This is a genomic window from Streptomyces sp. CA-106110, assembly GCF_050936285.1.
Lineage (GTDB): Bacteria > Actinomycetota > Actinomycetes > Streptomycetales > Streptomycetaceae > Streptomyces.
Genome location: NZ_JBNJNB010000001.1, coordinates 7,851,575 through 7,876,564, shown reverse-complemented (window position 1 = coordinate 7,876,564; position 24,990 = coordinate 7,851,575). Strand labels below are relative to the sequence as shown.

Below are 24,990 nucleotides of genomic sequence, written 5' to 3'. Positions count from 1 at the left end.
CGCCATGACTCCATCCCGCCACGGTCAAGTCTCCCCAAACAACCATCCCTTGGGTAAAGCTGAGCGGTCTTCCGGACCCGAAATCCGGACGACTGCGGTCTGAACCACGCCACCTTCAGGTTCCGACCGCACCACCCTCGTTCCTTTACCTACAAGGGATGCCGATGACTGAGCCTCACCGCGCCCCGATATCCGGCGCGAGACGCGTGGTCCGGATAGCCGTCGCCACGGGTCTCGTGGCCGCGCTCTCCGCGGCCGGGCCGATACCCATGGCCTTCTCTGCCGACCATCACCCCGCCTCCGCCGACCCGACGGTCAAGTCCGCCGCCGCCAAGCTCGGTCCGGACGACGCGGAACTCCTCGCCGACGCCAAGGCGGACGGCGCGAAGAACGTCACGATGATGATCGCGACCGCACCGGGGCAGACCGAGCAGGTCGCCGGGGAGCTGAACGCGGTCAAGGGCGGCTCCGTCGGCCGCGCCTACGACAAGCTCGGCTATGTCCGCGCCACCGTCCCGACGGCCAAGGCCGACTCGGCCATCGCGGCCGCCGCGAAGCTGTCCTCGGTGCACGCCATCGACCTGCGGCAGGAGATCCCGCTCGACGACCCGTCGCCGAGCGCGGACACCGCCAAGGGGGCGACGCACAGCGGCACGGCCACCTACACCGGCCCGAACAAGAACACGCCCGCCAAGAACCCGTACAACCCGTCCTTCGAGACGGGTGCCGTGGACTTCGTCAAGGAGCACCCGAAGGCCGACGGCCGGGGCGTCACCATCGGCATCCTCGACGCGGGCGTGGACCTCGGTCACCCGGCGCTGCAGAAGACCACCACGGGCGAGCGGAAGATCGTCGACTGGGTCACCGCGACCGACCCGATCCTCGACGGCGACGCGACCTGGCGTCCGATGGTCACCCCGGTCTCCGGGCCGACCTTCACCTACAGCGGCAAGACCTGGACGGCGCCGGCGGGCTCGTACGAGGTCAGCATCTTCCGGGAGTCCGCCACCGCGGGCGGCGACGCCGCCGGCGACGCGAACCGCGACGGCGACACCACCGACTCCTGGGGCCTGCTCTACGACCCTGCGGCCGGCACGGTCCGCGTCGACCTGAACAACAACGGCGACTTCACCGACGACACGCCGATGAAGCCGTACAAGGACGGCTACCAGGTCGGCTACTTCGGCACCGACAACCCGGCGACCGACGTCGTCGAGCGGCAGCCCTTCGTCGTGCAGATCCGCAAGGACGTGCCGATGGACCCCTACGGCGGGTCCTGGGTCGGCCAGAAGGCCGACTTCGTCAACATCGGTGTCATCGAGTCCGAGCACGGCACGCACGTCGCGGGCATCACCGCCGCGAACGGCCTGTTCGGCGGCAAGATGAGCGGCGCGGCCCCAGGCGCGAAGATCGTCTCTTCCCGCGCCTGCACCTGGAGCGGCGGCTGCACCAACATCGCGCTCACCGAGGGCATGATCGACCTCGTCGTCAACCGCGGCGTCGACATCGTCAACATGTCGATCGGCGGCCTCCCGGCGCTCAACGACGGCAACAACGCGCGCGCCGAGCTCTACACGCGCCTCATCGACACCTACGGCGTCCAGCTGGTGATCTCCGCGGGCAACTCCGGCCCCGGTGCCAACACCATCGGCGACCCCGGCCTCGCGGACAAGGTGATCTCGGTCGGCGCGGGCATCTCCCAGGAGACCTGGGCCGCCAACTACGGCTCCCAGGTGGAAACGAAGTACTCGCTGATGCCCTTCTCCTCGCGCGGTCCGCGTGAGGACGGCGGCTTCACGCCGACGCTCGTCGCGCCCGGCGCCGCGATCAACTCCACGCAGACCTGGATGCCGGGCTCCCCGGTCGCCGAGGCGGGCTACTCGCTGCCGGCCGGCTACTCCATGCTCCAGGGCACCTCGATGGCGTCCCCGCAGGCCACGGGCGCCTCGGCGCTGCTGCTGTCGGCCGCCAAGCAGAAGGGCATCGACCTGACGCCCGCGAAGCTGCGCACGGCCCTCATCTCAACCGCCGACCACATCAAGGATGCGCAGGCGTACGAGGAAGGCGCGGGCCGCATCGACATCCTGAACGCGTGGGACGCGATCAAGGACGACGCCACCGCCCACGACTACACGGTCAAGGCGCCGGTCGACACCGCGATCGACTTCGCGCTGAAGACCCCGGGCTTCGGCACCGGCCTGTACGACCGCGAGGGCGGCCTCAAGGCCGGTGACAAGAAGACGTACGACATCACGATCACGCGTACGTCCGGTCCGGACCAGGCGCTCCGCCACGAGCTGCACTTCGCGAACAACTACGACAACACCTTCCGCCTGCTCGGCTCCGACGAGGTGAAGCTGCCGCTGAACCAGCCGGTGACCGTCCAGGTCCAGGCGTCGCCGAAGGCCGCGGGCATCAAGAGCGCGATCCTCGAGGTCGACGACCCGCGTACCGAGGGCCTCGACAAGCAGATCCTCACCACGGTCGTGGTCTCGACCCCGGTCAAGTACACCTACTCGGCCAAGAGTTCGGTGCAGCGCAACAGCACCCGGTCCTACTTCGTGACCGTGCCCGAGGGCGCCAAGTCGCTGGAGGTCGCGATCGGCGGGCTGAAGGACAAGAGCCAGACCCGGTTCATCGCGATCCACCCGTACGGCGTTCCGGTCGACAACACCTCGACCCCGTTCTGCTACAACAACTACCTCGACGGCAACGGCTGCAAGCCCGACGTGCGCTCGTACGCGGCCCCGCAGGCCGGTGTCTGGGAGATCGAGGTCGAGGCGCGCCGGACGTCCCCGCTGCTCGACAACCCGTACAAGCTCGACGTCAGCGTCCTCGGCGCGGCCTTCGACCCGGAGACCGTGACCGTGCCCGAGGCCAAGGTCGGCACCCCGGCCACCGCCTCCTGGAAGGTGACGAACGGCTACGCGGCCCTCGACGGCAAGCTCAAGGGCGGCCCGCTCGGCTCCTCGAAGACGGCGCGGCCGACCATCAAGGGCGGCGAGACCCAGACCAGCACCGTCGAGGTGCCCGCGGGCGCCACGTCGCTGGACGTGGCCATCGGCAATGTCTCCGACACGGCCGCCGACCTCGACCTGACGGTCTACGACGCGAGCGGCAAGCAGGTCGCGCAGTCCGCCGACGGCGACTCCGAGGAGTCGGTGCACATCGCCTCGCCCGCCGCCGGCACCTACACCGTCGAGGTCGCGGGCTACTCGGTCCCGTCCGGCTCGACGGCGTACGACTACCGCGACGTGTTCTACTCCCCCTCGCTCGGCCAGGTGACGGTCGACGAGTCGGCGCCGGTGCAGCTCGGCACGGGTGACACCGCGACGGTGTCCGGCTCAGTCACGGCGGCCGCGGCCGCTCCCGAGGGCCGGGAGTTCTTCGGCCAGGTCCAGCTTGTCAACGCGCGCGGCACCGTCGCGGGCGTGGGCAACGTGAAGATCGAGAAGGTCACGCCGTAGTACATGGCACGGCGGTGAGGGCGGGCGTCCGTACGGGCGCCCGCCCTTCGTCGTCGCAGGGGTCAGGAAGGCCCGCCGGACGGCAGCCCGGAGGGGCACGCGGTGTGCAGGGAGCCGGGCAGCGCCCTGGTGATCCAGGCACGGTTAGCGGCGACGCGCTCGCCGCCGACGGCCCACAGGGTCGGCCCGTCCGCGCCCTGCGGGATGCGGATCAGCACATGCTGGCCCTGGCGCGGCTGCGGCTCGGCCCCGCGGTCGAGGAGGAAGGTCACACGGACCGGGCCGTGGTCGGGCCGGTAGTACCGCGTGACGGTCAGGACCACCCGGATCCGGGGATCGCCGAGCGGTCCCACCTCGGCCACCGTCCCCTCCACGACGAGCCGGGAGCACGCGACTTCCCGCTCGGGATCGGACGGCACCGGCCCGTCACCGTCCGCCTTGCCGGCCGCGCCCGCGCTCGTGGAGGCGACGTCGGCGCTGCTCTTGCTGTCGCTCTGCGACCCGCTGAGCGACAGGAGCCGGCCCAGCCCGACGACGACCGCCAGGGCCGCCACGGCCGCGAGCGAGCCGAAGGCGATGCGCAGGGCACGGCCCCGGCGCGCAGGCCGCACCGGGCGGGGGACGTGCGGGATGTCCCGGTCGGTGCCTCGCCCCGACTCGTCCGGCGCGGCGTCCGTCCGGGAGACCCGTACGGCGGCCGGCGACGACGCCTCGCCCGGCGGCGCCGCCAGCGTGTCGCCGATGATCCCCAACTGCTCCCGCAGCACGGCCACATCGGCCAGTGCCGCCCGGTGCCCCGCCATGAACTCGGCGTCGGCCCGCGCGGCGTCGGGCAGCGGCTCGCCCGTGATCGCGGCCATCAGCGCGTCGGCGCCGTCGTACTCGGCGGCCACGTCACACCACCTCGTCCTCGTGCAGACGGTCGCGCAGCGCGCGGACCGCCGAGTGGAGCCTGCTCTTGACCGTGCCCTCGGGGATGCCGAGCTCCTCCGCGATCCCCCGGACGGGCAGATCGGCGTAGAAGCGCAGTACGAGGACCTGACGCTGGGCGTCGGGCAGCTCGTCCAGGCCCTGGGCCACGGCGAGCCGGAGGAGACGGGAGTCCTCGCCCGGGACGTGCTCCGGCTGCCGCAGGGAGGCCAGCCGCTCACCGAGCCGCTCCTGGCGGCGCTTGGCCCGGTGCCAGTCCATCGCCAGGTTCGAGGCGACCACCGCCGCCCACGCCGAGACGTCCCGCGGTGCCTCCCGGCCGCTCGCGGCCCGCTCCAGCAGCCGCAGGCGGACCTGCTGCACCCCGTCCGGCAGGTCCGCCTGCGGCACCCCGCCGAGCGCGAGCACCGCCCGCACCCGCCGTTCCTGAGCCACGTCCAGGGGGTCGTCCACCGCATGGTCCGCCCCCGGCCCGCGGCGGGCCATTCTGCGCAGCACAGCCACCCCTCCCCTTGCGCGTTTCCTCTACGACGCCGCAGCGGGCCGAAACGTTCGGCCGGTTTCCGCGGCAGACGGCAGAGGCGTACGTCACACCGTCGTATGGGCCCGGAGGCGGTGGGCAGGCACCCGGCGGCACAGCTTGTCGCGCGGAGCCTTCGCGGGATGAATTTCTCCAGCTCAGCGGGTTGCAGGCAGGAGGTCCGCAACCGGCGTCCGCGCCGTCACGTCCCATTCCTCGGGCACACAGCGCAAAGAATTGGACAGGCAGCCAGGGGTCGGCCGCATGATGGAAAAGCCTCGGCCGAGCAGCACACACGTAAAGACACGCAGAGGGAGTCGCCGTGAGGGTCGGAATTGTCGGAGCCACCGGTCAGGTCGGCACGGTCATGCGCAGGATCCTCGTGGAGCGGAACTTCCCGGTCACGGAGCTGCGCCTGTTCGCCTCGGCCCGTTCGGCGGGGACGGTCCTCGACGGTGTGACGGTGGAGGACGCGGCGAGTGCCGACTACACCGGCCTGGACATCGTGCTGTTCTCCGCGGGCGGCGCGACCTCGAGGGCGCTGGCCGAGAAGGTCGCCTCGCAGGGCGCCGTCGTGATCGACAACTCCTCGGCCTGGCGCAAGGACCCGGACGTGCCCCTCGTGGTCTCGGAGGTGAACCCGCACGCGGCCGTGAACCGCCCCAAGGGCATCATCGCCAACCCGAACTGCACGACGATGGCCGCGATGCCGGTGCTCAAGCCGCTGCACGAGGAGGCCGGCCTGGAGGCGCTGGTCGTCGCCACCTACCAGGCGGTCTCCGGCTCGGGCCTCGCGGGCGTCGCGGAGCTGCACGGTCAGGCCCAGAAGGTGGTCGCCGACGCCGACAAGCTGACCCACGACGGCGAGGCGGTCGACTTCCCCGAGCCGCAGGTATACAAGCGCCCGATCGCCTTCAACGTGGTGCCCTTCGCGGGCAACCTGGTCGACGACGGCCTGAACGAGACCGACGAGGAGCAGAAGCTCCGCAACGAGTCGCGCAAGATCCTCGAGATCCCTGGGCTGAAGGTCTCCGGCACCTGCGTCCGCGTCCCGGTCTTCTCCGGGCACTCTCTCCAGGTCAACGCCCGCTTCGCGCGTCCGCTGCCGGTGGAGCGCGCCACGGAGCTGCTGGCCGGTGCCCCGGGCGTGGCGCTCTCCGACATCCCGACCCCGCTCCAGGCGGCCGGCAAGGACCCGGCGTACGTGGGTCGCATCCGGCGCGACGAGACCGTGGAGAACGGCCTGGCGCTGTTCATCTCCAACGACAACCTGCGCAAGGGCGCGGCACTCAACGCGGTGCAGATCGCGGAGCTGGTGGCGGCGGAGCTGAGCGAGTAACCAGCGGCACGAAGACGGGGCGTCCACCGGTGACCGGTGGACGCCCCGTCTTCGTGTTCAGAGCGCCAGATGCCGCCGTAGCGCGGCGTCGATCTCGGCCAGGCGCCGGCGCGGAACCGTGCCGATCGGCCGCAGCAGCCTCTCCGCGGCGAGGGCGCGTACTTGCTCGCACTGCACCTTGGAGTCCTTCGCAAGGCCGCATTCCTCTGCCGGCAGCAGGACCTGAAACGGGTGGACGCGGGAGGTGTTCGTCGTCAGCGGCACCAGCGTGACGACGCCGCGGCCGGTTCGCTCCACGGCCGCGTTGGCACCGTTGTTCGAGACGATCACCGCCGGGCGCGCCTTGTTGGCCTCGCTGCCGCGCGTGGGCTCGTAGTCGACCAGGTAGATGTCACCGCGCTTCATCGGCGAGCCCGTCCCCCGAGAACTGGTCCCAGAACCCGGCGTCCTCGCTCCCCTCCCACTCGGCGAAAGCCTCCACGTACTCCTGCTCCAGCTGTGCTTGCCGCAGCAGTTCGATCGCGGCGTGTATCACGGCCGACCGGGACTCGGCGTCGGTGCGCGCTGCGTACTCGTCGACGAAGGCGACATCCTCCTGTGGCAGGCTCACACTGATCTTCATACACTTGATGCTACCAGCGGTAGGAACGTAATGGCTACCGCAAACCGGGGCCCGCTCATGGAAGGATGGCGCAACCCACACATAACGAGGAGATGACCGCGTGCCTGGCACAAACCTGACTCGCGAAGAGGCACAGCAGCGGGCGAAGCTGCTCACCGTTGACTCGTACGAGATCGATCTCGACCTCTCCGGCGCGCAGGAGGGCGGAACCTACCGGTCCGTGACCACGGTGCGCTTCGACTCCGCCGAGACCGGCGCGGAGTCGTTCATCGACCTGGTGGCCCCGGCCGTCCACGAGGTCACCCTGAACGGCGACCCGCTCGACCCCGCCGAGGTCTTCAAGGACTCGCGGATCGCGCTCCCCGGCCTCCTCGAGGGCCGCAACGTGCTCCGCGTGGTCGCCGACTGCGCGTACACCAACACCGGCGAGGGCCTGCACCGCTTCGTCGACCCGGTCGACGAACAGGCCTACCTCTACACCCAGTTCGAGGTCCCGGACGCCCGCCGCGTCTTCGCCTCCTTCGAGCAGCCGGACCTCAAGGCCACCTTCCAGTTCACCGTGAAGGCGCCCAGCGGCTGGACCGTCATCTCCAACTCGCCCACGCCCGAGCCCAAGGACGACGTCTGGGTCTTCGAGCCGACGCCGCGGATCTCGACGTACATCACGACGCTGATCGTGGGCCCGTACCACTCGGTGCACAGCGTGTACGAGAAGGACGGGCAGTCCGTCCCGCTCGGCATCTACTGCCGGCCCTCCCTCGCCGAGTTCCTCGACTCGGACGCCATCTTCGAGGTGACCCGGCAGGGCTTCGACTGGTTCCAGGAGAAGTTCGACTACGCGTACCCGTTCGAGAAGTACGACCAGCTCTTCGTGCCCGAGTTCAACGCGGGTGCGATGGAGAACGCCGGCGCGGTGACCATCCGCGACCAGTACGTCTTCCGGTCCAAGGTGACGGACGCGGCGTACGAGGTGCGGGCGGAGACCATCCTGCACGAGCTGGCCCACATGTGGTTCGGCGACCTCGTGACCATGGAGTGGTGGAACGACCTGTGGCTGAACGAGTCGTTCGCCACCTACACGTCCATCGCGTGCCAGGCGTACCACCCGGCGTCCCGCTGGCCGCACTCCTGGACCACGTTCGCCAACTCCATGAAGACCTGGGCGTACCGGCAGGACCAGCTGCCGTCGACCCACCCGATCATGGCCGAGATCAACGACCTGGACGACGTCCTCGTCAACTTCGACGGCATCACCTATGCCAAGGGCGCCTCGGTCCTCAAGCAGCTCGTCGCCTACGTCGGCATGGACGAGTTCTTCCGCGGCGTGCAGGCGTACTTCAAGCAGCACGCGTTCGGCAACACGCGCCTGTCCGACCTGCTGGGCGCCCTGGAGGAGACCTCCGGCCGCGATCTGAAGACCTGGTCGAAGAAGTGGCTGGAGACGGCCGGCATCAACGTCCTGCGTCCCGCTGTCGAGACGGACGAGAACGGCGTCATCACCTCCTTCGCCATCCGCCAGGAGGCCCCGGCGCTCCCGGCCGGCGCGAAGGGCGAGCCCACCCTGCGTCCGCACCGCATCGCGATCGGCCTGTACGACCTGGACGAGGGCATCGGCAAGCTGGTGCGTACCGAGGACGGCCGGATCGAGCTGGACGTCGACGGCGAGCTGACCGCCGTACCGCAGCTGGCCGGACGGCGCCGGCCGGACGTCATCCTGCTCAACGACGACGACCTGTCGTACGCGAAGGTCCGACTGGACGAGAAGTCCCTTGCCTTCGTCACCGAACACCTCGGCGACTTCGACTCGTCGCTGCCGCGCGCCCTGTGCTGGGCCTCGGCCTGGGACATGACGCGGGACGCGGAGCTGGCGACCCGCGACTACCTCTCCCTGGTCCTGTCCGGCATCGGCAAGGAGTCCGACATCGGCGTCGTGCAGTCGCTGCACCGCCAGGTGAAGCTCGCGATCGACCTGTACGCCGACCCGTCCACCCGCGAGGCGCTGCTGACCCGCTGGACGGACGCCACCCTCGCCCATCTGCGCTCCGCCGAGCCGGGCAGCGACCACCAGCTGGCGTGGGCGCGCGCCTTCGCGGCGACCGCCCGTACGCCGGAGCAGCTCGACCTGCTGGAGGGCCTCCTGGACGGTTCGCAGACCGTCGAGGGTCTGGCCGTCGACACCGAGCTGCGCTGGGCGTTCGTGGAGCGGCTGGCGACGGTGGGCCGCTTCGACGAGACGGAGATCGCCGGCGAGCTCGGGCGGGACAAGACGGCGGCCGGTGAGCGGCACGCCGCCACCGCCCGCGCCGCGCGCCCGACCCCGGAGGCCAAGGCGGAGGCCTGGGCCTCGGTCGTGGAGTCCGACAAGCTGCCGAACGCCGTGCAGGAGGCCGTGATCGGCGGCTTCGTCCAGACCGACCAGCGCGAGCTGCTCGCCCCCTACACCGACAAGTACTTCGAGTCGGTCAAGGGCGTCTGGGACTCCCGCTCGCACGAGATGGCCCAGCAGATCGTGGTCGGCCTCTACCCGTCGATCCAGGTCTCCGAGGACACGTCAGCCAAGACCGACGCGTGGCTGGCCGCCGCCGAGCCGTCCCCGGCACTGCGGCGTCTGATCCTGGAGTCGCGGGCGGGCATCGAGCGCGCGCTCAAGGCGCAGGCCGCGGACGCCGCCGCGCAGCGGTAGGAAGAGTGAGGGCGCCCGGCCTGCGCCGGGCGCCCTTCGCCGTACTTAGGTGCCGTTGGCACCGGCCGTCGTTCGTGGTCGCGGGCTCGTCCTGACGAGGCCTGCCGGTGCGGCGGCGGCACGCGGACGGAGCTGACCGAGGACCGTCGCCCCGAACGCCAGCGCCATGCCGGAGAGTTGGACGGGAGTGAGCGCCTGGCCGAGCGCCGCCCAGCCGACGACGGCGGCCGTCAGTGGGGAGAGCGGCCCGAGGAACGTGACCTGGGTGGCGCTGAGGCGACCGATACCCCGGAACCACAGCCAGTAGGCGACAGCCGTGTTCGCCAGCGCCAGATAGAGGTAGCCGCCGACGGCCGGCCCGTCGAGCGCGGGCGGCGCCCCCTCCACGAGCAGGGCGATCGGCGCGATCAGCACTCCACCCGCGGTCAGTTGCCAGCCGGTGAGGGCCAGCGGCCCGACACCGTCCGGGCGGCCCCAGCGCTTGGCCAGCACGGTGCCGGCGGACATCGACGCGGTGGACGCGAGCGCGGCGAGGACGCCGACCGGGTCCAGCGCACCGGCCGCCTTCAGGACGACGAGGCTGACGCCGAGCGCCGCGGCCACACCCGCCAGCAGCGTACGAACGGTCGGCCGTTCGCCGAGCAGCAGTGCGGAGAGCCCCGCCACGAAGAGCGGGCCGACCGACCCGACCACGGCCGCCATCCCGCCGGGCAGCCGGTAGGCGGAGAGGAACAGCAGCGGGAAGAAGGCGCCGATGTTCAGCGCGCCGAGCACCGCCGCCTTCCACCACCAGGCGCCGCGCGGCAGCGCCCGCCCGAGCGCGAGCAGCACCAGCCCGGCGGGCAGGGCGCGCATGAGTCCGGTGAACAAGGGGCGGCCGTCCGGCAGGAACTCGGTGGTCACGGCGTATGTGGTGCCCCAGGAGACAGGGGCGAGGGCGGTGAGCAGGACGGTGGCGTACCGCTTCATGACGGGCTCCGTTCCACAGGCAGGGGGCCACGACGGAGCCCCTGTTCACTCGACTCCGATTAGCTTATCCCTAAGCTACTTTCCAGCAAGCTACTTTCTTGCGAGCGACCGAGACGGGGCGGATACTCTCTCCATGGCCAAGGACAACCGCGAGGGCAACGGCGCGGGCGGGGGCGAGGGGGAGGCCCCCAGGGATCCCGTCGACGCGATCATCGGGCAGTGGGCCGCCGTGCGGCCCGATCTCGACACCGCCGGGATGGAGGTCTTCGGGCGCATCTTCCGGCTGTCGCGCACGATGGGCGACCGGATGGAGAAGGCGTACGCACCGTTCGGCATCTCGCGCGGCGAGTTCGACGTCCTGGCGACCCTGCGCCGCTCCGGAGAGCCGTACACGCTCTCGCCGCGCCAGCTCTCGGCGGCCCTGATGCTCACCACGGGAGGGATGACCGGCCGCCTGGACAAGCTCGAGCGGGCGGGGCTGCTGCGCCGCTCACCCGATCCGCACGACCGGCGCGGACTCCAGGTGACGCTCACGGAGCGGGGGTTCCGGCTGATCGACGAGGCAGTGGGCGCGGGCCTCGTCCTCCAGGCCGAGGCGCTGAGCTCTCTGAACCCCCAGCAGGCTGCCCAACTGGCCGAGCTGCTACGTCAGTTGCTCGCCGGTACGGTCGGCTCCGGCCCGTCGAGCTGATCAGCTCCGCTCCGGGGCGTCCGATGCCCCGGCGAGGTACCACCGTCCCGTGGGCAGGGCCGCCCGCGCCGAAGCATCGACCCGACGGCATCCCGTCGATTGCGGCCGAACAGGTGAAACCGGATGCATCCCCGGCCCGCCACCTCATGGCTGACAGACGACGAGGGAGTCCACGCGCCGCACGGTGTCGTACGGGTGCGCGGACTCCCTCGACGGAAGTGCGAGAAGGATTCGGTCAGGGCGATGACCCGGGCGGACCGGGCCCACCGCTTCGGGAGCGGTGTCAGCCCTGCTTGGCCTGCTTGCGGGTCTTGTCCGTGATCATGACGAGACCGGCGATCACCCCGAACAGCACAAGCGGCGCCAGCACGAAGAGCCCCAGCGTCTCGGCCACGCTCAGGCCCGTGCCGGGGTCGTCGCCGTCGTCGCGGGTCAGCGCGAGCGCAGGGGACGACATGAGCAGCATCATCAGCGTCGTACCGGCGGCCAGGGCGCCGGCGCGCAGGGCGTTCTTCTTGTCCACGGTGCCAAACTAGCGAACGTCCGATCGGCCCGCGCGCCCGGGGTGGGCTACGGGCCCTGGGATGCGACACCGGCCCGGTGACGCGGCACGGGCCGGGTCCCGGTCAGCCTCCCCTTCCCCGCATCACATCCACCAGCGCGTACAGCCGCGGCGAGGCCGCCAGATCCTCCAGCGACACCGGGTGGCCCTCCGCGTCCGCTATCGGCAGCCGCCAGTTCGGGTACTCGTCCCAGGTGCCCGGCAGGTTCTGCGGGCGGCGGTCGCCCACCGCGTCCGGGAGCCACACCCCGACCAGCCGGGCTGGCGTGCGCAGCAGAAAGCGGTGGACGGCCTGGATCTCCCTCTCCTCCGACACCGTCGAGACCCCTCCGCTCGCCCCCTTCAGCATCCCCAGCCGGGACAGCAGGGCGAGCCACTCACCGGTGTCGGCGGCGGCAGCGGCCCGCTCCTGGTCGAGCGGGCGGGCCAGCAGCCCGAGCCGGTCGCGCAGTTCCACGTGTTCGCCGGTGAGCCGGGCGGCGGTCGGCGGCAGGTCATGAGTGGTGGCGGTGGCCAGGCAGTCCGCCCGCCAGCGCTCGGGCGGCAGCGGTCGCCCGGTGCCCTCCCAGTCGCGTTCGAACCACAGGACGGACGTACCGAGCACGCCGCGCTCGTGCAGCGCCTCGCGCACTCCGGGCTCCACCGTCCCGAGGTCCTCGCCGATGACCAGGGCCCCGGCCCGCGCTGCCTCCAGGACCAGGACGGCGAGCATGGCCTCGGCGTCGTACCGGACGTAGGTGCCCTCGATGGGCGGCTGTCCTTGCGGCACCCACCAGAGGCGGAACAGGCCCATGACATGGTCGATGCGCAGGGCGCCCGCGTGCCGCAGCAGTGCACGGAGCAGCCGACGGTAGGGGGCGTAGCCGGAGGCGGCGAGGCGGTCGGGGCGCCACGGGGGCAGGCCCCAGTCCTGGCCGCGCGCGTTGAAGGCGTCCGGCGGCGCGCCCACCGACATCCCGGCCGCGAGGTACTCCTGCTGCGCCCAGGCGTCGGCGCCGCCCGGGTGCACGCCGACCGCGAGGTCGTGGATCAGACCGACGGCCATCCCCGCGTCGCGCGCGGTGCGCTGGACGGTGCCGAGCTGGGCGTCGGTCAGCCAGGCGAGCCTGCTGTGGAAGTCGACGCGGTCCATCAACTCGGCACGCGCACGTGCGGTCTCGGGCGAGCGCGGATCGCGCAGCCGGGAGGGCCAGCTGTGCCAGTCCGATCCGTAGACCTCGGCGAGCGCGGACCAGGTGGCGTGGTCCTCCAGCACCTCGCCCTCCTGGGCGAGGAAGTCGGCGTAGGCGGCGCGGCGTCCGGGGCCGAGGGGGACGGCATGGATGAGTTCGAGCGCCTCGCGCTTGATCTCCCACACGGCGTCGCGGTCGATCAACTGGCCCTTCTCGAGGACCGATTCCCGCGCCCCGGCGGCTCGCTCCAGCAGCGTGCGCAGGCGGTCCTGGTCCTCGACGTACGGGAACTCGGGCACCTCCTCGACGCGCAGGTGCACGGGGTCCGGGAAGCGGCGGGAGGAGGGACGGTACGGGGACGGGTCGGTGGGGGCGCCGGGGACGGCCGCGTGCAGAGGGTTGACCTGGACGAACCCCGCGCCGAGCGCCCGGCCGGCCCAGGCGGTCAGCTCGGCGAGGTCGCCGAGGTCGCCCATGCCCCAGGAGCGGCGGGACAGCAGGGAGTACAGCTGGACGAGCAGTCCGTAGGAGCGGGCCGGCGGCGCGGGCAGCCGGGCGGGCGCGGCCACGAGATGGGCGTCGGCGGTGCGTCCGTCGGGTGCGGTGACGCGTAAGGCGTGGACGCCGGGCGGGAGTTGTTCGGCCGAGGCCCGCGTCTCGCCCAGTTCGGTCTCGATGCGCAGCCGGGTGCCCTTCGGCAGGGAGGCCAGCGCGGCGGGCGGCTGTCCGCCCCAGCAGACCACGGTCGGCGGCAGCAGCCGCTCCCGCAGTTCGGTCTCGCGCGCGGCGAGGGCGCTGCGTACGGCCTCCGGTGTGCTCGCGTCCACGCTGAGTGCGGCCAGCGCGGCGGTGACGGCCGTGTCCGACGCGGCGACCGTGCGGTCCGGGGAGGGGCGGTAGGAGGTGGCGACGCCGTGCAGCGCGGCGAGCCGGGCCAACGGCGTCCCGTCGGGCGCGGGGTCGGCCGGCGTCATCTAGTACCCCGTGGGGTCCGGGCCGGCGGCCGCGGGCTCGCTGGTCAGGGGCGTCAGGTCGGCGAGCGGAGGTTCGCTGGTCAGGGGCTCGGCGTCGGGCAGCGGCGGCTCACTGGTCAGCGGCGCCTCGGCACAGGCGCTTTCGGCGCTGAGGACGCACAACAGGAAGTCGGGGTCGGCGGACGGTTCCGCGTCGCGTTTGGACAGGGCCGGGAGCAGGGGGTGTGCCGGTGCGGCCACGAGGGCCTCCTTGTCGTCGTACGACGGATGCGGGCGAGAGCAGGCCTACCCAGTGGGCGCGTCCGCAGACGTATGAGGACGAACAACGTGGGACTGCTCACATTTCGTCCCCGTACGCCTCACCCAAGAGGGGCAAAGCGCCATAACAGCCACTCCCGGCGACACTCTAACGAGAGGAACGGCAAGTCCGGCGCTTCTTTCGACGCTCACCACCGCCCGGGTGCCGAACCGGCGACTCCGGCGGGACCGATAGAGGGGGTGTGAGACTGTTCCGCCCCATGGGGGGCCACCGGGAGAAGGACACGGACGCGGCCTTGCTGCGCGCCGTCGCGGACGGCGACTCGGCCGCGATGGCCACGCTCTACGACCGGCACGCGGGCTGGCTGCACGCGCGGCTGACGCGCCGTTGCGCCGATCCCGAAGTGGTGCGGGAAGTGCTGCAGGACACCTTCGTGACGGTGTGGCGCTCGGCGGCGGGGCACCACGGCGAGGAGGCCAGCGGCTGGCTGTGGACGATCGCCGCACGGCGCCTGGTCGACACACGCCGTGCCCAGGAGCGGGCCCGGCGCATCGAGACGGCACCGATGGACGCGGTGCAGGTCGAGCACCAGTCGGCCGTGGTCGTTCCGTCCGCGGAGGAACGGGCGTTGGCAGCGCTGGAGTTCGGTGACGTGGGCACCGCCCTGGACCGGATCTCCCCGGAGTTGCGCGAGGTGCTGCGGGCGACGGTCGTCGACGGGCTGACCACCCGGGAGACCGCCCGGCTGCTCGGCATACCCGAGGGCACCGTCAAGAGCCGTGCCCTGCGCGCCCGCGCGGAACTGCGCTCCGCTCTCGCCCAGTTGACCCCGACACCGATGGGAGGCCGGGCATGACCCACTGGCACGCCCCGGAAGACCTGGTCAGCCGCTACGCGGACGGTTCGCTGCCGGAGTCGGACGCGTGGTCGCTGGAGAAGCACCTGGAGCACTGCGGACGCTGTGCGACGCGCGTGTCGCGGGCGGTACGGCAGACGGCGGCAGCAGGGGTCCTGGCCCAGGTGCGGAACTCGGTGCTGGAGGCGGCACCGGCGCAGGTGCGGAACACGATGCCGGAGGCGGTGCCCGCGTCCGGGCCGACGCCCGCGCCGGCTGTCTCCAACGCCCGCCTGTGGTCGTCCAGAACCGCGCTCCGCTCCTGGTGGCCCGCTCTCGTCCGGGTGCTGTGGGCCGCCGGTCCCGCCGTGCGCGGGGCCTGGCCGCCGGCCGTGCTGCTCGTGGCCGTCGGAGCCGTCGCACTGGCGCACGCGGGCGGTTTCGACGGGGCACGGCCGCTGCTGCTCGCCGTCGCGCCCGTCGTGCCCGTCGCCGGGGTCGCCCTGTCCTACGGGGCTCACGCCGACCCGCTGCACGAGATCGCGGCGGCGACTCCCTCCGGGGGGCTGCGGCTGGTACTGACGCGCACGACCGCCGTCCTGGCCGTGAGCCTTCCGCTGCTGACCCTCGCCGGGCTGCTGCTGCCCGCCTCGGGCGCACCGGGTGCGGCCGCCTGGCTGCTGCCCGGGCTCGCCCTGACGCTGGCCTCGCTGGCCCTGGCCTCCTATGTCGGCTGCCGTGCCGCGACGGCGGTGACCGGAGGCGGCTGGCTGTGCGCCGTGGTGGTGCCGGCGCTCACCGCCCCCGGCAGCGGGCTGACCTCACGCCTCGCCGAGCGGCTCTCCCTGTACCTGGACGGCGCCCCGGCCCAGGGCGGCTGGGCGGCGGCGACCGCGCTCTGCGCCGCGCTGCTGGCCACCCGCCGTCCCGCCTACGGGCGACTGGAGCAGCGGTGACGACGACCGCGGAGTCACCGCGCACCGGCACCCACCACCCACATCTGGAGAAGCGTTGAGCACGATACGAGTGACCGGCCTGCGGGTGCGGCACCGCAGGACCGTCGCCCTCGACGGGGTCGACCTCGCGCTCGGCGCGGGCGTACACGGTCTGCTGGGCCCCAACGGCGCGGGCAAGACGTCCCTGATCCGCGTCCTCGCCACCGTCTGCGAACCGGCGGCCGGCCGGGTGGACATTCTCGGGAAGGACGCCGGCGACCACCGGGGTCGCGGCGAAATCCGCCGCCGTCTGGGCTATCTGCCGCAGGAACTGGGCTACTACCCGGGGTTCACGGTCCGCGAGTTCGTCGCCTACGTCGCCTGGCTGAAGGAGATGCCCGCCGCCGAGGCCCCGGCCGCGGTGGGGCGTGCCGTGGACCGGGTCGGTCTCGGCCCACGCATCGACACGAAGATCAAGACGCTGTCCGGCGGCATGGTCCGCCGCGTCGGCGTCGCCCAGGCCATCGTCAACGAGCCCGACGTCCTGCTGCTGGACGAGCCGACCGCGGGCCTCGACCCCGAACAGCGCGTGGAGTTCCGCGAGTTGCTGCGCGAACTGGGCGCCGCGGCCACGGTGGTCGTCTCCACCCACTTCGTGGAGGACGTGGCGGCCGCCTGCACAGAGGTGACCCTCCTGGACGCCGGGCGAGTCGCCTACCGCGGCACCCCCGAGGCGCTCACCGCGTTCGGCGCCGCGTCGGACGGGCCGGGCGACCACCCGATGGAGCGCGGCTACACGGCGGCGCTGCGGGCACACCGTGGCCAGGCGGTGCGGGAGGCGGCGCGATGAGCCTCGTGGCCGGAAGGAAGCAGCCGATCGTCCGCCCGCAGCACCCCTTGCGCACCGAGGCCCTCCGCGGCCTCGCCCCCTGGTCCGGGGCCGCTGTGCTCCTGACGCTGGCCGCGACTTTGGCCGGTTCCGCCGGGCGCTGGCAGGGCGGCTGGGACGAGACGGCCGCGCAGTTGCACAACGTCTTGCTGGTCGTCGTGCCGCTCGCGGCGGCCGCCGGTTGCCGGCAGGGCGGGCGGGAACGGCGGCGGCACACCGAGGAGTTGTGGCGGACGGCCGCACGGGGACCGCTCGTCCGGTTCCTGGCCTCGGCGCTGCCCATCGGGCTGTGGACGGCCGCCGGGTACCTGGTCGCGGCGGCCCTGGCCCTGCTGGCCACCTGGCCCTACGCCCAGGGCGGCCGCCTCTGGCCGACCGCGCTGCCGGGCGATGCGGTGGCGGTGGCGGCCGCCGCCCTGATCGGTCAGGTCGTCGGCCGGCTGGTGCCCACGCGGCTCGCGGCCCCGCTGCTTGCCGTGGCCGGCTACCTCGGTCTCGGCCTCGCGCTGGACCGCTTGGGCTTCGGCCGCTCGCTCAAACCGGCCTTCCCGGTTCCGGACACCTGGGTACCGGTGTGGTGGCAGCCCGTGGCGATGGCGGTGTGGGCAGGCGGTCTCGCGGCGGCCGCGGTGCTGGTGCACACGCTCCGCCGCCGGTCCACGGCCCTGCTGCCGCTGGCCGCCGCCACGGCCGCGGGAGCCCTGCTGGTGCAGACCGGGGACGGGCTGTGGCACGACGACCCGGTCGCCCGGCGGCAGGTGTGCGACACCTCCACCACGCCCGCCGTCTGTGTGAATGCCCGCTACGCCGGACTGCTCCCGCAGGTCACGGATGCCCTGTCGGGCATCACCGGCCGGCTGAAGGGCGTACGGAACCTGCCCGTCCGATGGGAGGACCACCCGGGTTCACCCTGGCCCGACGAGGCGGAACTGCCGATGGTCACCCCGTTCGGGCGGTCGGTCGTACGGGGGCGGCTGACCGATCCGCAGCAGTACGCGTGGGAGGCGGTGGCGGCGCTGCGGCTGCGGGGCGACTGCGGGGAGAGGACGAACGCACGCGTGCTCCGGGCGGACGACGCCGTGGAGAACTACCTCGCGCCCAACCCGCTGCGGAAGGCCTTCGACGACGAGGACGCCCAGGGCGACGAAGCACATCGTGCGGAGCTGAGGAAACGCCGCGCGGCCCGGGCGCGCCTGGCGGCGATGGACGAGGATGAGCGCCGCACCTGGCTGTCCGCCTACTTCGCGGCCCGGGGCGCCTGCGACGTGGGCGGGGTACCGGAGCTGTGACGGGCCTCCGGGAGCCCCGCCCGGACCTCGGAGGCGGGCGACCACCTGGCCCTGCCAGGTCGGACGGTCGGGATGTGGGCGCGGGCGGCCACGGTCGGTGCGGCTCGGCCGGGCAGCGGGGCTTCAGGTCGTACGTCGTGGTGCTCACCCGGAAGGGCCCCGTGGCCATGAGGGCCACGGGGCGTGCCCCGGGTATGCAAAAGCCCGGATCGTCAGGCTGAAATGCCGTCGATCCGGGCCAAGGCGTCGTCCGCGCCGTACGGCTGCAGGTATGGCAGCCAGCGCGGGTCCCTATGCCCGGTTCCGATGATGCGCCAGGCGAGCCCGGTCGGCGGCGCGGGTTTGTGACGCAGCCGCCAGCCCAGCTCGAAGAGATGACGGTCGGCCTTGACGTGGTTGCAGCGGCGGCAGGACGCCACCACGTTGTCCCAGACGTGCTGACCACCGCGGCTGCGCGGAATGACGTGGTCGACGCTGGTTGCGACGCCACCGCAGTACATGCACCGGCCGCCGTCACGTGCGAAGAGCGCGCGCCGGGTAAGAGGAACGGGCCCCCGGTAGGGAACCCGAACGAATCGCTTCAGCCGGACCACGCTCGGTGCGGGGACAGTGACGGTTGCGCTGTGCATGAAGGCGCCGGACTCCTCGAGGCAGATGGCCTTGTTCTCGAGGACGAGGACGAGCGCGCGGCGGAGCGGTACGACGCCGAGTGGCTCGTACGACGCATTGAGGACCAGGACATGCGGCACGGATGCCTCCTTGTACGCCGGCGGCGCGTGGCTCGCGCCGGGACGATCTGCAGTCAGTCTCCCCTCATGCCTGGTGGAAGCGCCACCATGTCCCGGTAACGGGCTGGGAGTGTTTTCGACCACACACGATGCATCCCCCGTTGCGCGCCCCTTTACTTCCCCAGGTGAGCACGGTCTCTCCACGGAACATCGGCACGATCCCCACGCGATGCCCCGTTAGTGTGGTGCCCTGCCCTTCCGGTGACCTTCCCGTGACCTCGACGGCCCCGATGGCCCTGCCCACCTTGACCGCCCACACCGGAGGCAGACGCTGCACCAGGAGGTACCTGCCGTGTCCCTGCCCGCGCTATCGGCCGCCGGCGCCGCCCCGTATCCGTCGCCCTCGCAGACGACGGCTCCAGCGGTCCCCACGTTCCAGGACGCCCAGGAGAGCGCGAACAACGCCGCCAGCTGGGTCGAGCAGAACTGGTCCACGTGGCTCGCCATCGGCCTGAGGGTTCTGCTGATCCTGGTGATCGCGGCGGTACTGAGAGTGGCGGTGCGGCGAGCGATCACCAAGCTGATCGACCGGATGAGCCGCACGGCCGAGGCGGTGGACGGCACGGCCCTCGGCGGGCTGCTGGTGAACGCGGAGCGCCGCCGGCAGCGCTCGCAGGCGATCGGCTCGGTGATGCGGTCGGTGGCGTCGTTCGTGATCATTGGTACGGCCGGGCTGATGGTCCTGGGGAGCTTCCAGATCAACCTGGCGCCACTCCTGGCGTCCGCCGGTGTGGCGGGCGTGGCGATCGGTTTCGGCGCGCGCAACCTGGTGACGGACTTCCTGTCCGGCGTGTTCATGATCCTGGAGGACCAGTACGGCGTCGGCGACACCATCGACGCGGGGGTGGCCTCCGGCGAGGTGATCGAGGTCGGCCTGCGGGTGACGAAGCTGCGCGGCGTGGGCGGCGAGATCTGGTACGTGCGCAACGGCGAGGTCAAGCGCATCGGCAACCTCTCCCAGGGCTGGGCGACGGCCGGGGTCGACGTGACCGTCCGCTCCGTCGAGAACCTGGACCGGGTGAAGACGACCCTGGACGCGGTGACGGAGCGGATGAGCAAGGACGAGCCGTGGAACGAGCTCCTGTGGGGCCCGATCGAGGTGCTCGGCCTGGACAGCGTGCTGCTGGACTCGATGGTCGTCCGGGTCTCGGCGAAGACGATGCCGGGCAAGGCTCTGGCGGTGGAGCGCGAGCTGCGCTGGCGCATCAAGCTGGCCTTCGACGAGGCGCACATCCCCATCGTCGGCGGCCTGCCGGCCGAGCCGGGGCCGCAGCCCCCGATCGATCCGACGGCGATGGTGGCGGCTCCGTCGGTCCTCTCGAATCCCGAGTCCCCGCAGGCGCAGGCGGCGTCCCCGATCGTGCCGCCGCGGTCGGCGACGATGTGACAGGTCGTACGTAGGAGGCGGCGTCCGGGTGCTCCGGGCGCCGCCTCTTGGCGTGTACGAGAGGGCGGAACGGTTCAGCACGCTCGTTCGAGTGAACGGGAACGATTTTGCAGGTCAGCGGCCCGACCGAATCGCGCATGCTCCCACCGGGGCACCCAGCGCGGGCGTAGCCCGGCAGCAACGCGACGAGGAGATCCAGCGATGATCGCCGCACCTGTCCCGGAGCCGGCCATGGAGCCACAGCAGGACCCCGTCGATCTGCTGATCGTGATCGAGGAGGCGTCTCAGGCGCCGACTCGACCCGAGTACGTCGAGGGGATGGCCATCGTGCCGTCGCAGCCGGATGAAACCCACAACGATGGGGCCGGAGAGCTGTACCACCAGTTCCGTGTTGCCGGGGTCCGCCTCGCCGGCTTCGACAACGGCTACCGCGTTGCCCACAAGGACGGCAGCACCATGGCGTTGGTGGTCCCCGACTTCTATGTGCGGCGCCGTAGGGCATCCGAACTCGACAAGGCGTACTACAGGGCCCACAAAGGCTGGTACCCCATCGACATGCTCGCTCTGGTCGGCGAGGTCACGTCCACGAACCACGAGACGGACACCGGGCCCAAGCTCCGCACCTACGCCGCCGCCGGCGTCCCCCTCTACGTGTTGATCAACCGCGACACGAAGACCGCTCACCGCTACACCGACCCGGTCATGCCCGGCGACGACCCCACCAAGGCGTACTACGGCGACGAGTCCAAGGTGCACCTGGGCGAGCCCCTCTCGCTGCCGGCCCCGTACCTGACGCTGGACACCGCGCCGTTCCCGGAGAGCTGACCACACCCACTCCATCCGAGGCCGCCGGGCATACGCTCGGCGGCCTCGGCCGTTCCCGGTGGCTCCGTACGTAACGAGTTGATTGCCACCAGTGGCCGGTATTGACGCCTCCCTTGCGGCAGGCCTAACTTCCTCTCACCCAATAGGAAACTTTCCTAACAGTGATCTTCGGGACCGCCCGAACACGGGAGGACACCGGAAGATCATCCGGTGGACTTCCAGGCGGCCCCGCTGGGAAGCTGGGCTGTTGAGAGGCAGGTGGCGACAGACATGGCAGGATCCGCCGGCCCGCCGGGCACCCCGCGTGTGCTGCGCGCCATGAACGACCGCGCCGCCCTCGATCTCCTCCTGGAGCACGGTCCGCTCAGCCGTACCCGTATCGGCAAGCTCACCGGCCTGTCGAAGCCCACCGCCTCCCAGTTGCTCGCCCGCCTCGAAGCCGCCGGCCTCGTCCTGATGACCGGCACCAGTGAGGGGCGTCCGGGCCCGGGCGCCCAGCTCTACTCGGTCAACCCGGCCGCCGCCCACGTCGCCGGCCTCGATGTCACCCCAGAGCGCATCCTCGCCGCCGTCGCCGACATCACCGGCAGGTCGGTGGGCGAGTACGAACTGCCCACCCCCGGCCGCCGCGCGCAACCCGTGGTACGCCAGGTCACGGACGCTCTCGAAGGAGCGGTGAAGGCCGCCGGGCTCGCGGTCTCCGATGTGCACCGGGTGGTCATCGGCACCCCGGGGGCCTTCGACCCCAACACCGGGCGGCTGCGCTACGCCTCCCATCTGCCCGGCTGGCACTCCCCCGCGCTGCTCGACGAACTCGCGGCCGCCCTGCCGATGCCCGTCGAGTACGAGAACGACGTCAACCTCGTCGCCCTCGCCGAGCAGCGGCTCGGCGCCGCCAGGGGCCACGGCGACTTCGTCCTGCTGTGGAACGAGGGCGGTCTCGGCGCCGCCCTCGTGCTCGGCGGCCGGCTGCACCGCGGCTGGACCGGGGGCGCGGGCGAGGTGGGGTTCCTGCCGGTGCCCGGCGCGCCCCTGGTCCGCCAGGTGACCCGGGCCAACAGCGGCGGCTATCAGGAGCTGGCCGGCTCCCAGGCCATCCCCCGGCTGGCCCGGGATCTGGGCATCAAGGACGTGCCCACCGGCCCGTACAGCGAGGTCGCCGCCGCTCTCGTCGCCCTCGGCGCCGACAGCACCACCGGCCCCCACCGGCGGCTCCTCGAGACATACGCGACCCGGCTGGCGACCGGCCTTGCCGCACTGGTCTCCGTGCTCGACCCCGAACTCGTGGTCCTCAGCGGCGCCTTGCTCACCTCCGGGGGCGAGCCGCTGCGCGCCCTGCTCCAGGCCGAACTGGAGGAGCTGGCCGCGTCCCGGCCGCGCCTCGTGGTCGGCGACGTACGCGAACACCCCGTGCTGCGCGGCGCGTTGGAGAGCGCGCTGGCAACCACCCGCGACGAGGTCTTCAACACCTCGCGCTGAACCCCGGCCGATCCACTCCGGTTCCACCTCGGCCCCGCACCCGCTCCGGCCCGTACCTCACCCAGCCCGTCCCAGGGAGCCCCCGTCATGCCCGAAGTCATGCCCAAAGTGATCCGAAAGACGGCTTTCGCCCTCACCGCGTCCCTCGCTCTTCTCACCACCGCCTGTACCGGGCAGTCCTCCTCCGGCGCGGACGACGACGCGTCCAAGGAGACCACCATCAACTTCTGGCACGCCTGGAGCGCGCCCTCGGAGACGAAGGCCGTGAACGCGCTGATCGCGGGCTTCGAGAAGGCGCATCCCAACATCCACGTCAACGTCGTCGCCAACATGACCGACGACAAGATCAACCAGGCGCTGCGCAGCGGCGGGGACAAGGCGCCCGACGTCATCTCCTCCTTCACCACGAACAACGTGGGCAAGTTCTGCTCGTCGGGTGCCCTCGTGGACCTCAACCCCTTCTTCAAGAAGGCGGGCATCGACCCGGACGCGACCTTCCCGAAGGCGATGAACGAGTACACCCAGTTCGACGGCAACCGCTGCACGGTGCCGCTGCTGGGCGACGCCTACGGGCTCTACTACAACAAGACGGCCTTCAAGAAGGCGGGCATCACGAACCCGCCCAAGACCTGGTCCGAGTTCGAGGCCGACGCGAAGAAGCTGACCATCTCCGACGGCGACGGTTACAAGCAGCTCGGCTTCATGCCGGACTACCACGGCTGGGAGACGACCACCGAGCACTACTTCGCCCAGTTCTCCCCGACGTACTTCGGCAAGGACGGCAAGTCGAGCCTCGCCACCGACCCCGCGTTCACCGCCGGATTCACGCTCCAGAAGAAGCTCGTGGACGAGCTGGGCGGCTTCCAGAAGCTGGAGAAGTACCGCTCCAAGCTGGGCGACGAATGGGGTCCCAAGCACCCGTTCCACACCGGCCAGGTCGCCATGCAGCTCGACGGCGAGTGGCGCCTCGGCATGGCCCTGGACGCCAAGCCCGGCTTCGAGATCGGAGTGGCCCCGCTGCCCGTGCCGGACGACCAGGCCTCCCAGTACGGCAAGGGCTACATCACCGGCACCATCGCCGGTATCGCCGCCAACAGCAAGAAGCAGAACGCCGCCTGGGAGCTGGTGAAGTACATGACCACGGACACGGACGCCGTGGTCGGCTTCGCCAACGACATCCACAACGTGCCGTCCACGCTCGCCGCGCTCAAGTCCCCGAAGCTGAAGTACGACCCGCGCTTCAAGACGTTCCTGGACATCGCGGCGAACCCGGATTCGACCACGACTCCCGCGTCGATCAACGGCGGCCAGTACCTGGTGACGATCCAGCAGCTCGGCTACGACTACGAGAGCGGCAAGGTCAAGGACCTCACGTCGGGCCTCGAGAGCACGGCCAAGCAGATCGACACGGACATCGCGCAGGCCAAGTAGCGATGAGCACGATCACCCTCGCGTCCAAGCGCCGCCGGGCGGCGCTTCGGACGGTCGCCTTCCTGTCGCCCTGGCTGATCGGCTTCGCGGTCTTCTTCGCGTACCCGCTGATCTCCACGGTCTACTTCTCGTTCATGCACTACGACGGCTTCAGAGCGCCGACGCGGAGCGGGACGAAGAACTGGGCGTACGTCTTCCAGGACTACCCGCTGTTCTGGCCCGCGCTGCGCAACACCCTGTGGCTGGTCCTCGTCATGGTCAGCCTGCGGGTCGTCTTCGGGCTCGGCGTCGGCATGCTCATCACGAAGATCAAGACGGGTACGGGTGTCTTCCGCACCCTCTTCTACCTGCCCTACCTCGCCCCGCCCGTCGCCGCCACGATGGCCTTCGCCTTCCTCCTCAACCCCGGCACGGGACCGGTCAACTCGATCCTGGAGAGGATCGGCTTGCCGGCGCCCGGCTGGTTCAACGACCCCGCCTGGTCCAAGCCCGCGCTCACCCTGCTCGCCCTGTGGGGTGTGGGCGACCTGATGGTCATCTTCATGGCCGCCCTGCTCGACGTGCCGAAGGAACAGTACGAGGCGGCCGAGCTGGACGGGGCGTCGGCGTGGCAGCGCTTCCGGTACGTCACCCTGCCGAACATCTCGCCGATCGTGATGTTCGCGGTGGTCACCGGCGTGATCCAGACCATGCAGTACTACACGCAGCCGCTGATCGCGGGAAAGGTCGCCTCGGGTGTGATCCAGGGCGCCGGCACGCAGTTCGAGCCGGGCTACCCCGAGAAGTCCACCCTCACCCTGCCCCAGCTGGTCTACAACCTCGGCTTCCAGCGCTTCGACTACGGCTCCGCCTGTGTGGTCGCGCTCGTGCTCTTCGCCCTGTCCATGGTGTTCACCGCGTTCCTGATGCGGCGCCGGGGCGGTCTCAACCTGGCAGGTGACTGA

At 71.4% G+C, this 24,990-nt stretch carries 22 protein-coding genes; 13 read left to right on the top strand and 9 right to left on the bottom strand.

The window, feature by feature from the left end:
• Positions 1-164 precede the first annotated feature (164 nt).
• Complete coding sequence (locus ACQEXA_RS36235; RefSeq protein ID WP_432927765.1) at positions 165-3,467, top strand: S8 family serine peptidase; 3,303 nt, start codon at positions 165-167, stop codon at positions 3,465-3,467.
• A 62-nt stretch (positions 3,468-3,529) separates the two neighbouring features.
• Here the strand turns inward: ACQEXA_RS36235 and ACQEXA_RS36230 are convergent, their stop codons facing one another.
• Both ACQEXA_RS36230 and ACQEXA_RS36225 read right to left on the bottom strand, forming a co-directional pair.
• Positions 3,530-4,360: a hypothetical protein gene (locus ACQEXA_RS36230; protein ID WP_432927767.1), complete on the bottom strand. Its 831-nt coding sequence runs from the start codon at positions 4,358-4,360 to the stop codon at positions 3,530-3,532.
• A 1-nt stretch (position 4,361) separates the two neighbouring features.
• Positions 4,362-4,901 (bottom strand): sigma-70 family RNA polymerase sigma factor, encoded by a 540-nt coding sequence (locus ACQEXA_RS36225; protein WP_432927769.1) that lies wholly within the window; start codon positions 4,899-4,901, stop codon positions 4,362-4,364.
• A gap of 338 nt (positions 4,902-5,239) precedes the next feature.
• Between ACQEXA_RS36225 and ACQEXA_RS36220 the strand changes: the two genes are divergently transcribed.
• The gene (locus tag ACQEXA_RS36220) at positions 5,240-6,256 is read left to right on the top strand and encodes an aspartate-semialdehyde dehydrogenase (protein WP_432927771.1); all 1,017 of its coding nucleotides are present in this window, start codon (positions 5,240-5,242) and stop codon (positions 6,254-6,256) included.
• A 57-nt stretch (positions 6,257-6,313) separates the two neighbouring features.
• On the opposite strand, the gene ACQEXA_RS36215 is transcribed toward ACQEXA_RS36220, so the two are convergent.
• Positions 6,314-6,661: a type II toxin-antitoxin system PemK/MazF family toxin gene (locus ACQEXA_RS36215; RefSeq protein WP_432927773.1), complete on the bottom strand. Its 348-nt coding sequence runs from the start codon at positions 6,659-6,661 to the stop codon at positions 6,314-6,316.
• A complete protein-coding gene (locus tag ACQEXA_RS36210) occupies positions 6,648-6,878 on the bottom strand; it encodes a ribbon-helix-helix domain-containing protein (RefSeq protein ID WP_359400714.1) in 231 nt (76 codons plus the stop codon). Before ACQEXA_RS36210 ends, ACQEXA_RS36215 begins: the two co-directional genes overlap by 14 nt.
• A 100-nt stretch (positions 6,879-6,978) precedes the next feature.
• Between ACQEXA_RS36210 and pepN the strand changes: the two genes are divergently transcribed.
• Positions 6,979-9,561: an aminopeptidase N gene (gene pepN, locus ACQEXA_RS36205; RefSeq protein WP_432927775.1), complete on the top strand. Its 2,583-nt coding sequence runs from the start codon at positions 6,979-6,981 to the stop codon at positions 9,559-9,561.
• A 45-nt stretch (positions 9,562-9,606) separates the two neighbouring features.
• Here pepN and ACQEXA_RS36200 read toward each other — a convergent pair whose 3' ends face one another.
• The gene (locus tag ACQEXA_RS36200) at positions 9,607-10,530 is read right to left on the bottom strand and encodes an EamA family transporter (protein WP_432927777.1); all 924 of its coding nucleotides are present in this window, start codon (positions 10,528-10,530) and stop codon (positions 9,607-9,609) included.
• A 133-nt stretch (positions 10,531-10,663) separates the two neighbouring features.
• Between ACQEXA_RS36200 and ACQEXA_RS36195 the strand changes: the two genes are divergently transcribed.
• Positions 10,664-11,221, top strand: a complete 558-nt coding sequence (locus tag ACQEXA_RS36195) for a MarR family winged helix-turn-helix transcriptional regulator (protein WP_432927779.1) — start codon at positions 10,664-10,666, stop codon at positions 11,219-11,221.
• Between the two features lie 283 nt (positions 11,222-11,504).
• On the opposite strand, the gene ACQEXA_RS36190 is transcribed toward ACQEXA_RS36195, so the two are convergent.
• From ACQEXA_RS36190 to ACQEXA_RS36180, 3 genes are all read right to left on the bottom strand, one after another.
• Entirely contained in the window at positions 11,505-11,744 is a 240-nt protein-coding gene (locus ACQEXA_RS36190; protein ID WP_359400708.1) for a hypothetical protein, read from the bottom strand.
• 103 nt (positions 11,745-11,847) lie between these two features.
• Positions 11,848-13,929: a 4-alpha-glucanotransferase gene (gene malQ / locus ACQEXA_RS36185; RefSeq protein ID WP_433132158.1), complete on the bottom strand. Its 2,082-nt coding sequence runs from the start codon at positions 13,927-13,929 to the stop codon at positions 11,848-11,850.
• A complete protein-coding gene (locus ACQEXA_RS36180) occupies positions 13,930-14,169 on the bottom strand; it encodes a hypothetical protein (RefSeq protein WP_359400702.1) in 240 nt (79 codons plus the stop codon). It lies immediately after the preceding gene.
• Between the two features lie 260 nt (positions 14,170-14,429).
• Between ACQEXA_RS36180 and ACQEXA_RS36175 the strand changes: the two genes are divergently transcribed.
• The 4 genes from ACQEXA_RS36175 to ACQEXA_RS36160 are packed head-to-tail and all read left to right on the top strand — an operon-like array spanning position 14,430 to position 18,136.
• Positions 14,430-15,044, top strand: a complete 615-nt coding sequence (locus ACQEXA_RS36175) for an RNA polymerase sigma factor (RefSeq protein WP_432927782.1) — start codon at positions 14,430-14,432, stop codon at positions 15,042-15,044.
• Positions 15,041-15,979: a zf-HC2 domain-containing protein gene (locus ACQEXA_RS36170; protein WP_432927784.1), complete on the top strand. Its 939-nt coding sequence runs from the start codon at positions 15,041-15,043 to the stop codon at positions 15,977-15,979. The genes ACQEXA_RS36175 and ACQEXA_RS36170 overlap by 4 nt, the downstream gene beginning before the upstream one ends.
• A 55-nt stretch (positions 15,980-16,034) precedes the next feature.
• Entirely contained in the window at positions 16,035-16,808 is a 774-nt protein-coding gene (locus tag ACQEXA_RS36165; protein ID WP_432927786.1) for an ATP-binding cassette domain-containing protein, read from the top strand.
• A complete protein-coding gene (locus ACQEXA_RS36160; protein ID WP_433132156.1) occupies positions 16,805-18,136 on the top strand; it encodes a hypothetical protein in 1,332 nt (443 codons plus the stop codon). Before ACQEXA_RS36165 ends, ACQEXA_RS36160 begins: the two co-directional genes overlap by 4 nt.
• A 212-nt stretch (positions 18,137-18,348) precedes the next feature.
• Here the strand turns inward: ACQEXA_RS36160 and ACQEXA_RS36155 are convergent, their stop codons facing one another.
• The gene (locus tag ACQEXA_RS36155) at positions 18,349-18,885 is read right to left on the bottom strand and encodes an HNH endonuclease (RefSeq protein ID WP_331267001.1); all 537 of its coding nucleotides are present in this window, start codon (positions 18,883-18,885) and stop codon (positions 18,349-18,351) included.
• Positions 18,886-19,216: 331 nt separating this feature from the next.
• Between ACQEXA_RS36155 and ACQEXA_RS36150 the strand changes: the two genes are divergently transcribed.
• From ACQEXA_RS36150 to ACQEXA_RS36130, 5 genes are all read left to right on the top strand, one after another.
• Entirely contained in the window at positions 19,217-20,311 is a 1,095-nt protein-coding gene (locus ACQEXA_RS36150; protein WP_433132154.1) for a mechanosensitive ion channel family protein, read from the top strand.
• A gap of 201 nt (positions 20,312-20,512) precedes the next feature.
• Positions 20,513-21,136 (top strand): Uma2 family endonuclease, encoded by a 624-nt coding sequence (locus ACQEXA_RS36145; protein ID WP_432927792.1) that lies wholly within the window; start codon positions 20,513-20,515, stop codon positions 21,134-21,136.
• 270 nt (positions 21,137-21,406) lie between these two features.
• The gene (locus tag ACQEXA_RS36140) at positions 21,407-22,615 is read left to right on the top strand and encodes an ROK family transcriptional regulator (RefSeq protein WP_432927794.1); all 1,209 of its coding nucleotides are present in this window, start codon (positions 21,407-21,409) and stop codon (positions 22,613-22,615) included.
• A gap of 99 nt (positions 22,616-22,714) precedes the next feature.
• Positions 22,715-24,046 carry an ABC transporter substrate-binding protein gene (locus ACQEXA_RS36135; protein WP_432939154.1) on the top strand — a complete coding sequence of 444 codons (1,332 nt, stop codon included), beginning with the start codon at positions 22,715-22,717 and terminating at the stop codon, positions 24,044-24,046.
• 2 nt (positions 24,047-24,048) lie between these two features.
• Entirely contained in the window at positions 24,049-24,990 is a 942-nt protein-coding gene (locus ACQEXA_RS36130; protein WP_433132152.1) for a carbohydrate ABC transporter permease, read from the top strand.

Coding starts and splice junctions, on each gene's coding strand:
- ACQEXA_RS36210 (WP_359400714.1), bottom strand. CDS start 6,878: ATGAAGATCAGTGTGAGCCTGCCACAGGAGGATGTCGCCTTCGTCGAC.
- ACQEXA_RS36130 (WP_433132152.1), top strand. CDS start 24,049: ATGAGCACGATCACCCTCGCGTCCAAGCGCCGCCGGGCGGCGCTTCGG.
- malQ (WP_433132158.1), bottom strand. CDS start 13,929: ATGACGCCGGCCGACCCCGCGCCCGACGGGACGCCGTTGGCCCGGCTC.
- ACQEXA_RS36160 (WP_433132156.1), top strand. CDS start 16,805: ATGAGCCTCGTGGCCGGAAGGAAGCAGCCGATCGTCCGCCCGCAGCAC.
- ACQEXA_RS36235 (WP_432927765.1), top strand. CDS start 165: ATGACTGAGCCTCACCGCGCCCCGATATCCGGCGCGAGACGCGTGGTC.
- ACQEXA_RS36135 (WP_432939154.1), top strand. CDS start 22,715: ATGCCCAAAGTGATCCGAAAGACGGCTTTCGCCCTCACCGCGTCCCTC.
- ACQEXA_RS36170 (WP_432927784.1), top strand. CDS start 15,041: ATGACCCACTGGCACGCCCCGGAAGACCTGGTCAGCCGCTACGCGGAC.
- ACQEXA_RS36145 (WP_432927792.1), top strand. CDS start 20,513: ATGATCGCCGCACCTGTCCCGGAGCCGGCCATGGAGCCACAGCAGGAC.
- ACQEXA_RS36140 (WP_432927794.1), top strand. CDS start 21,407: ATGGCAGGATCCGCCGGCCCGCCGGGCACCCCGCGTGTGCTGCGCGCC.
- ACQEXA_RS36200 (WP_432927777.1), bottom strand. CDS start 10,530: ATGAAGCGGTACGCCACCGTCCTGCTCACCGCCCTCGCCCCTGTCTCC.
- ACQEXA_RS36215 (WP_432927773.1), bottom strand. CDS start 6,661: ATGAAGCGCGGTGACATCTACCTGGTCGACTACGAGCCCACGCGCGGC.
- ACQEXA_RS36195 (WP_432927779.1), top strand. CDS start 10,664: ATGGCCAAGGACAACCGCGAGGGCAACGGCGCGGGCGGGGGCGAGGGG.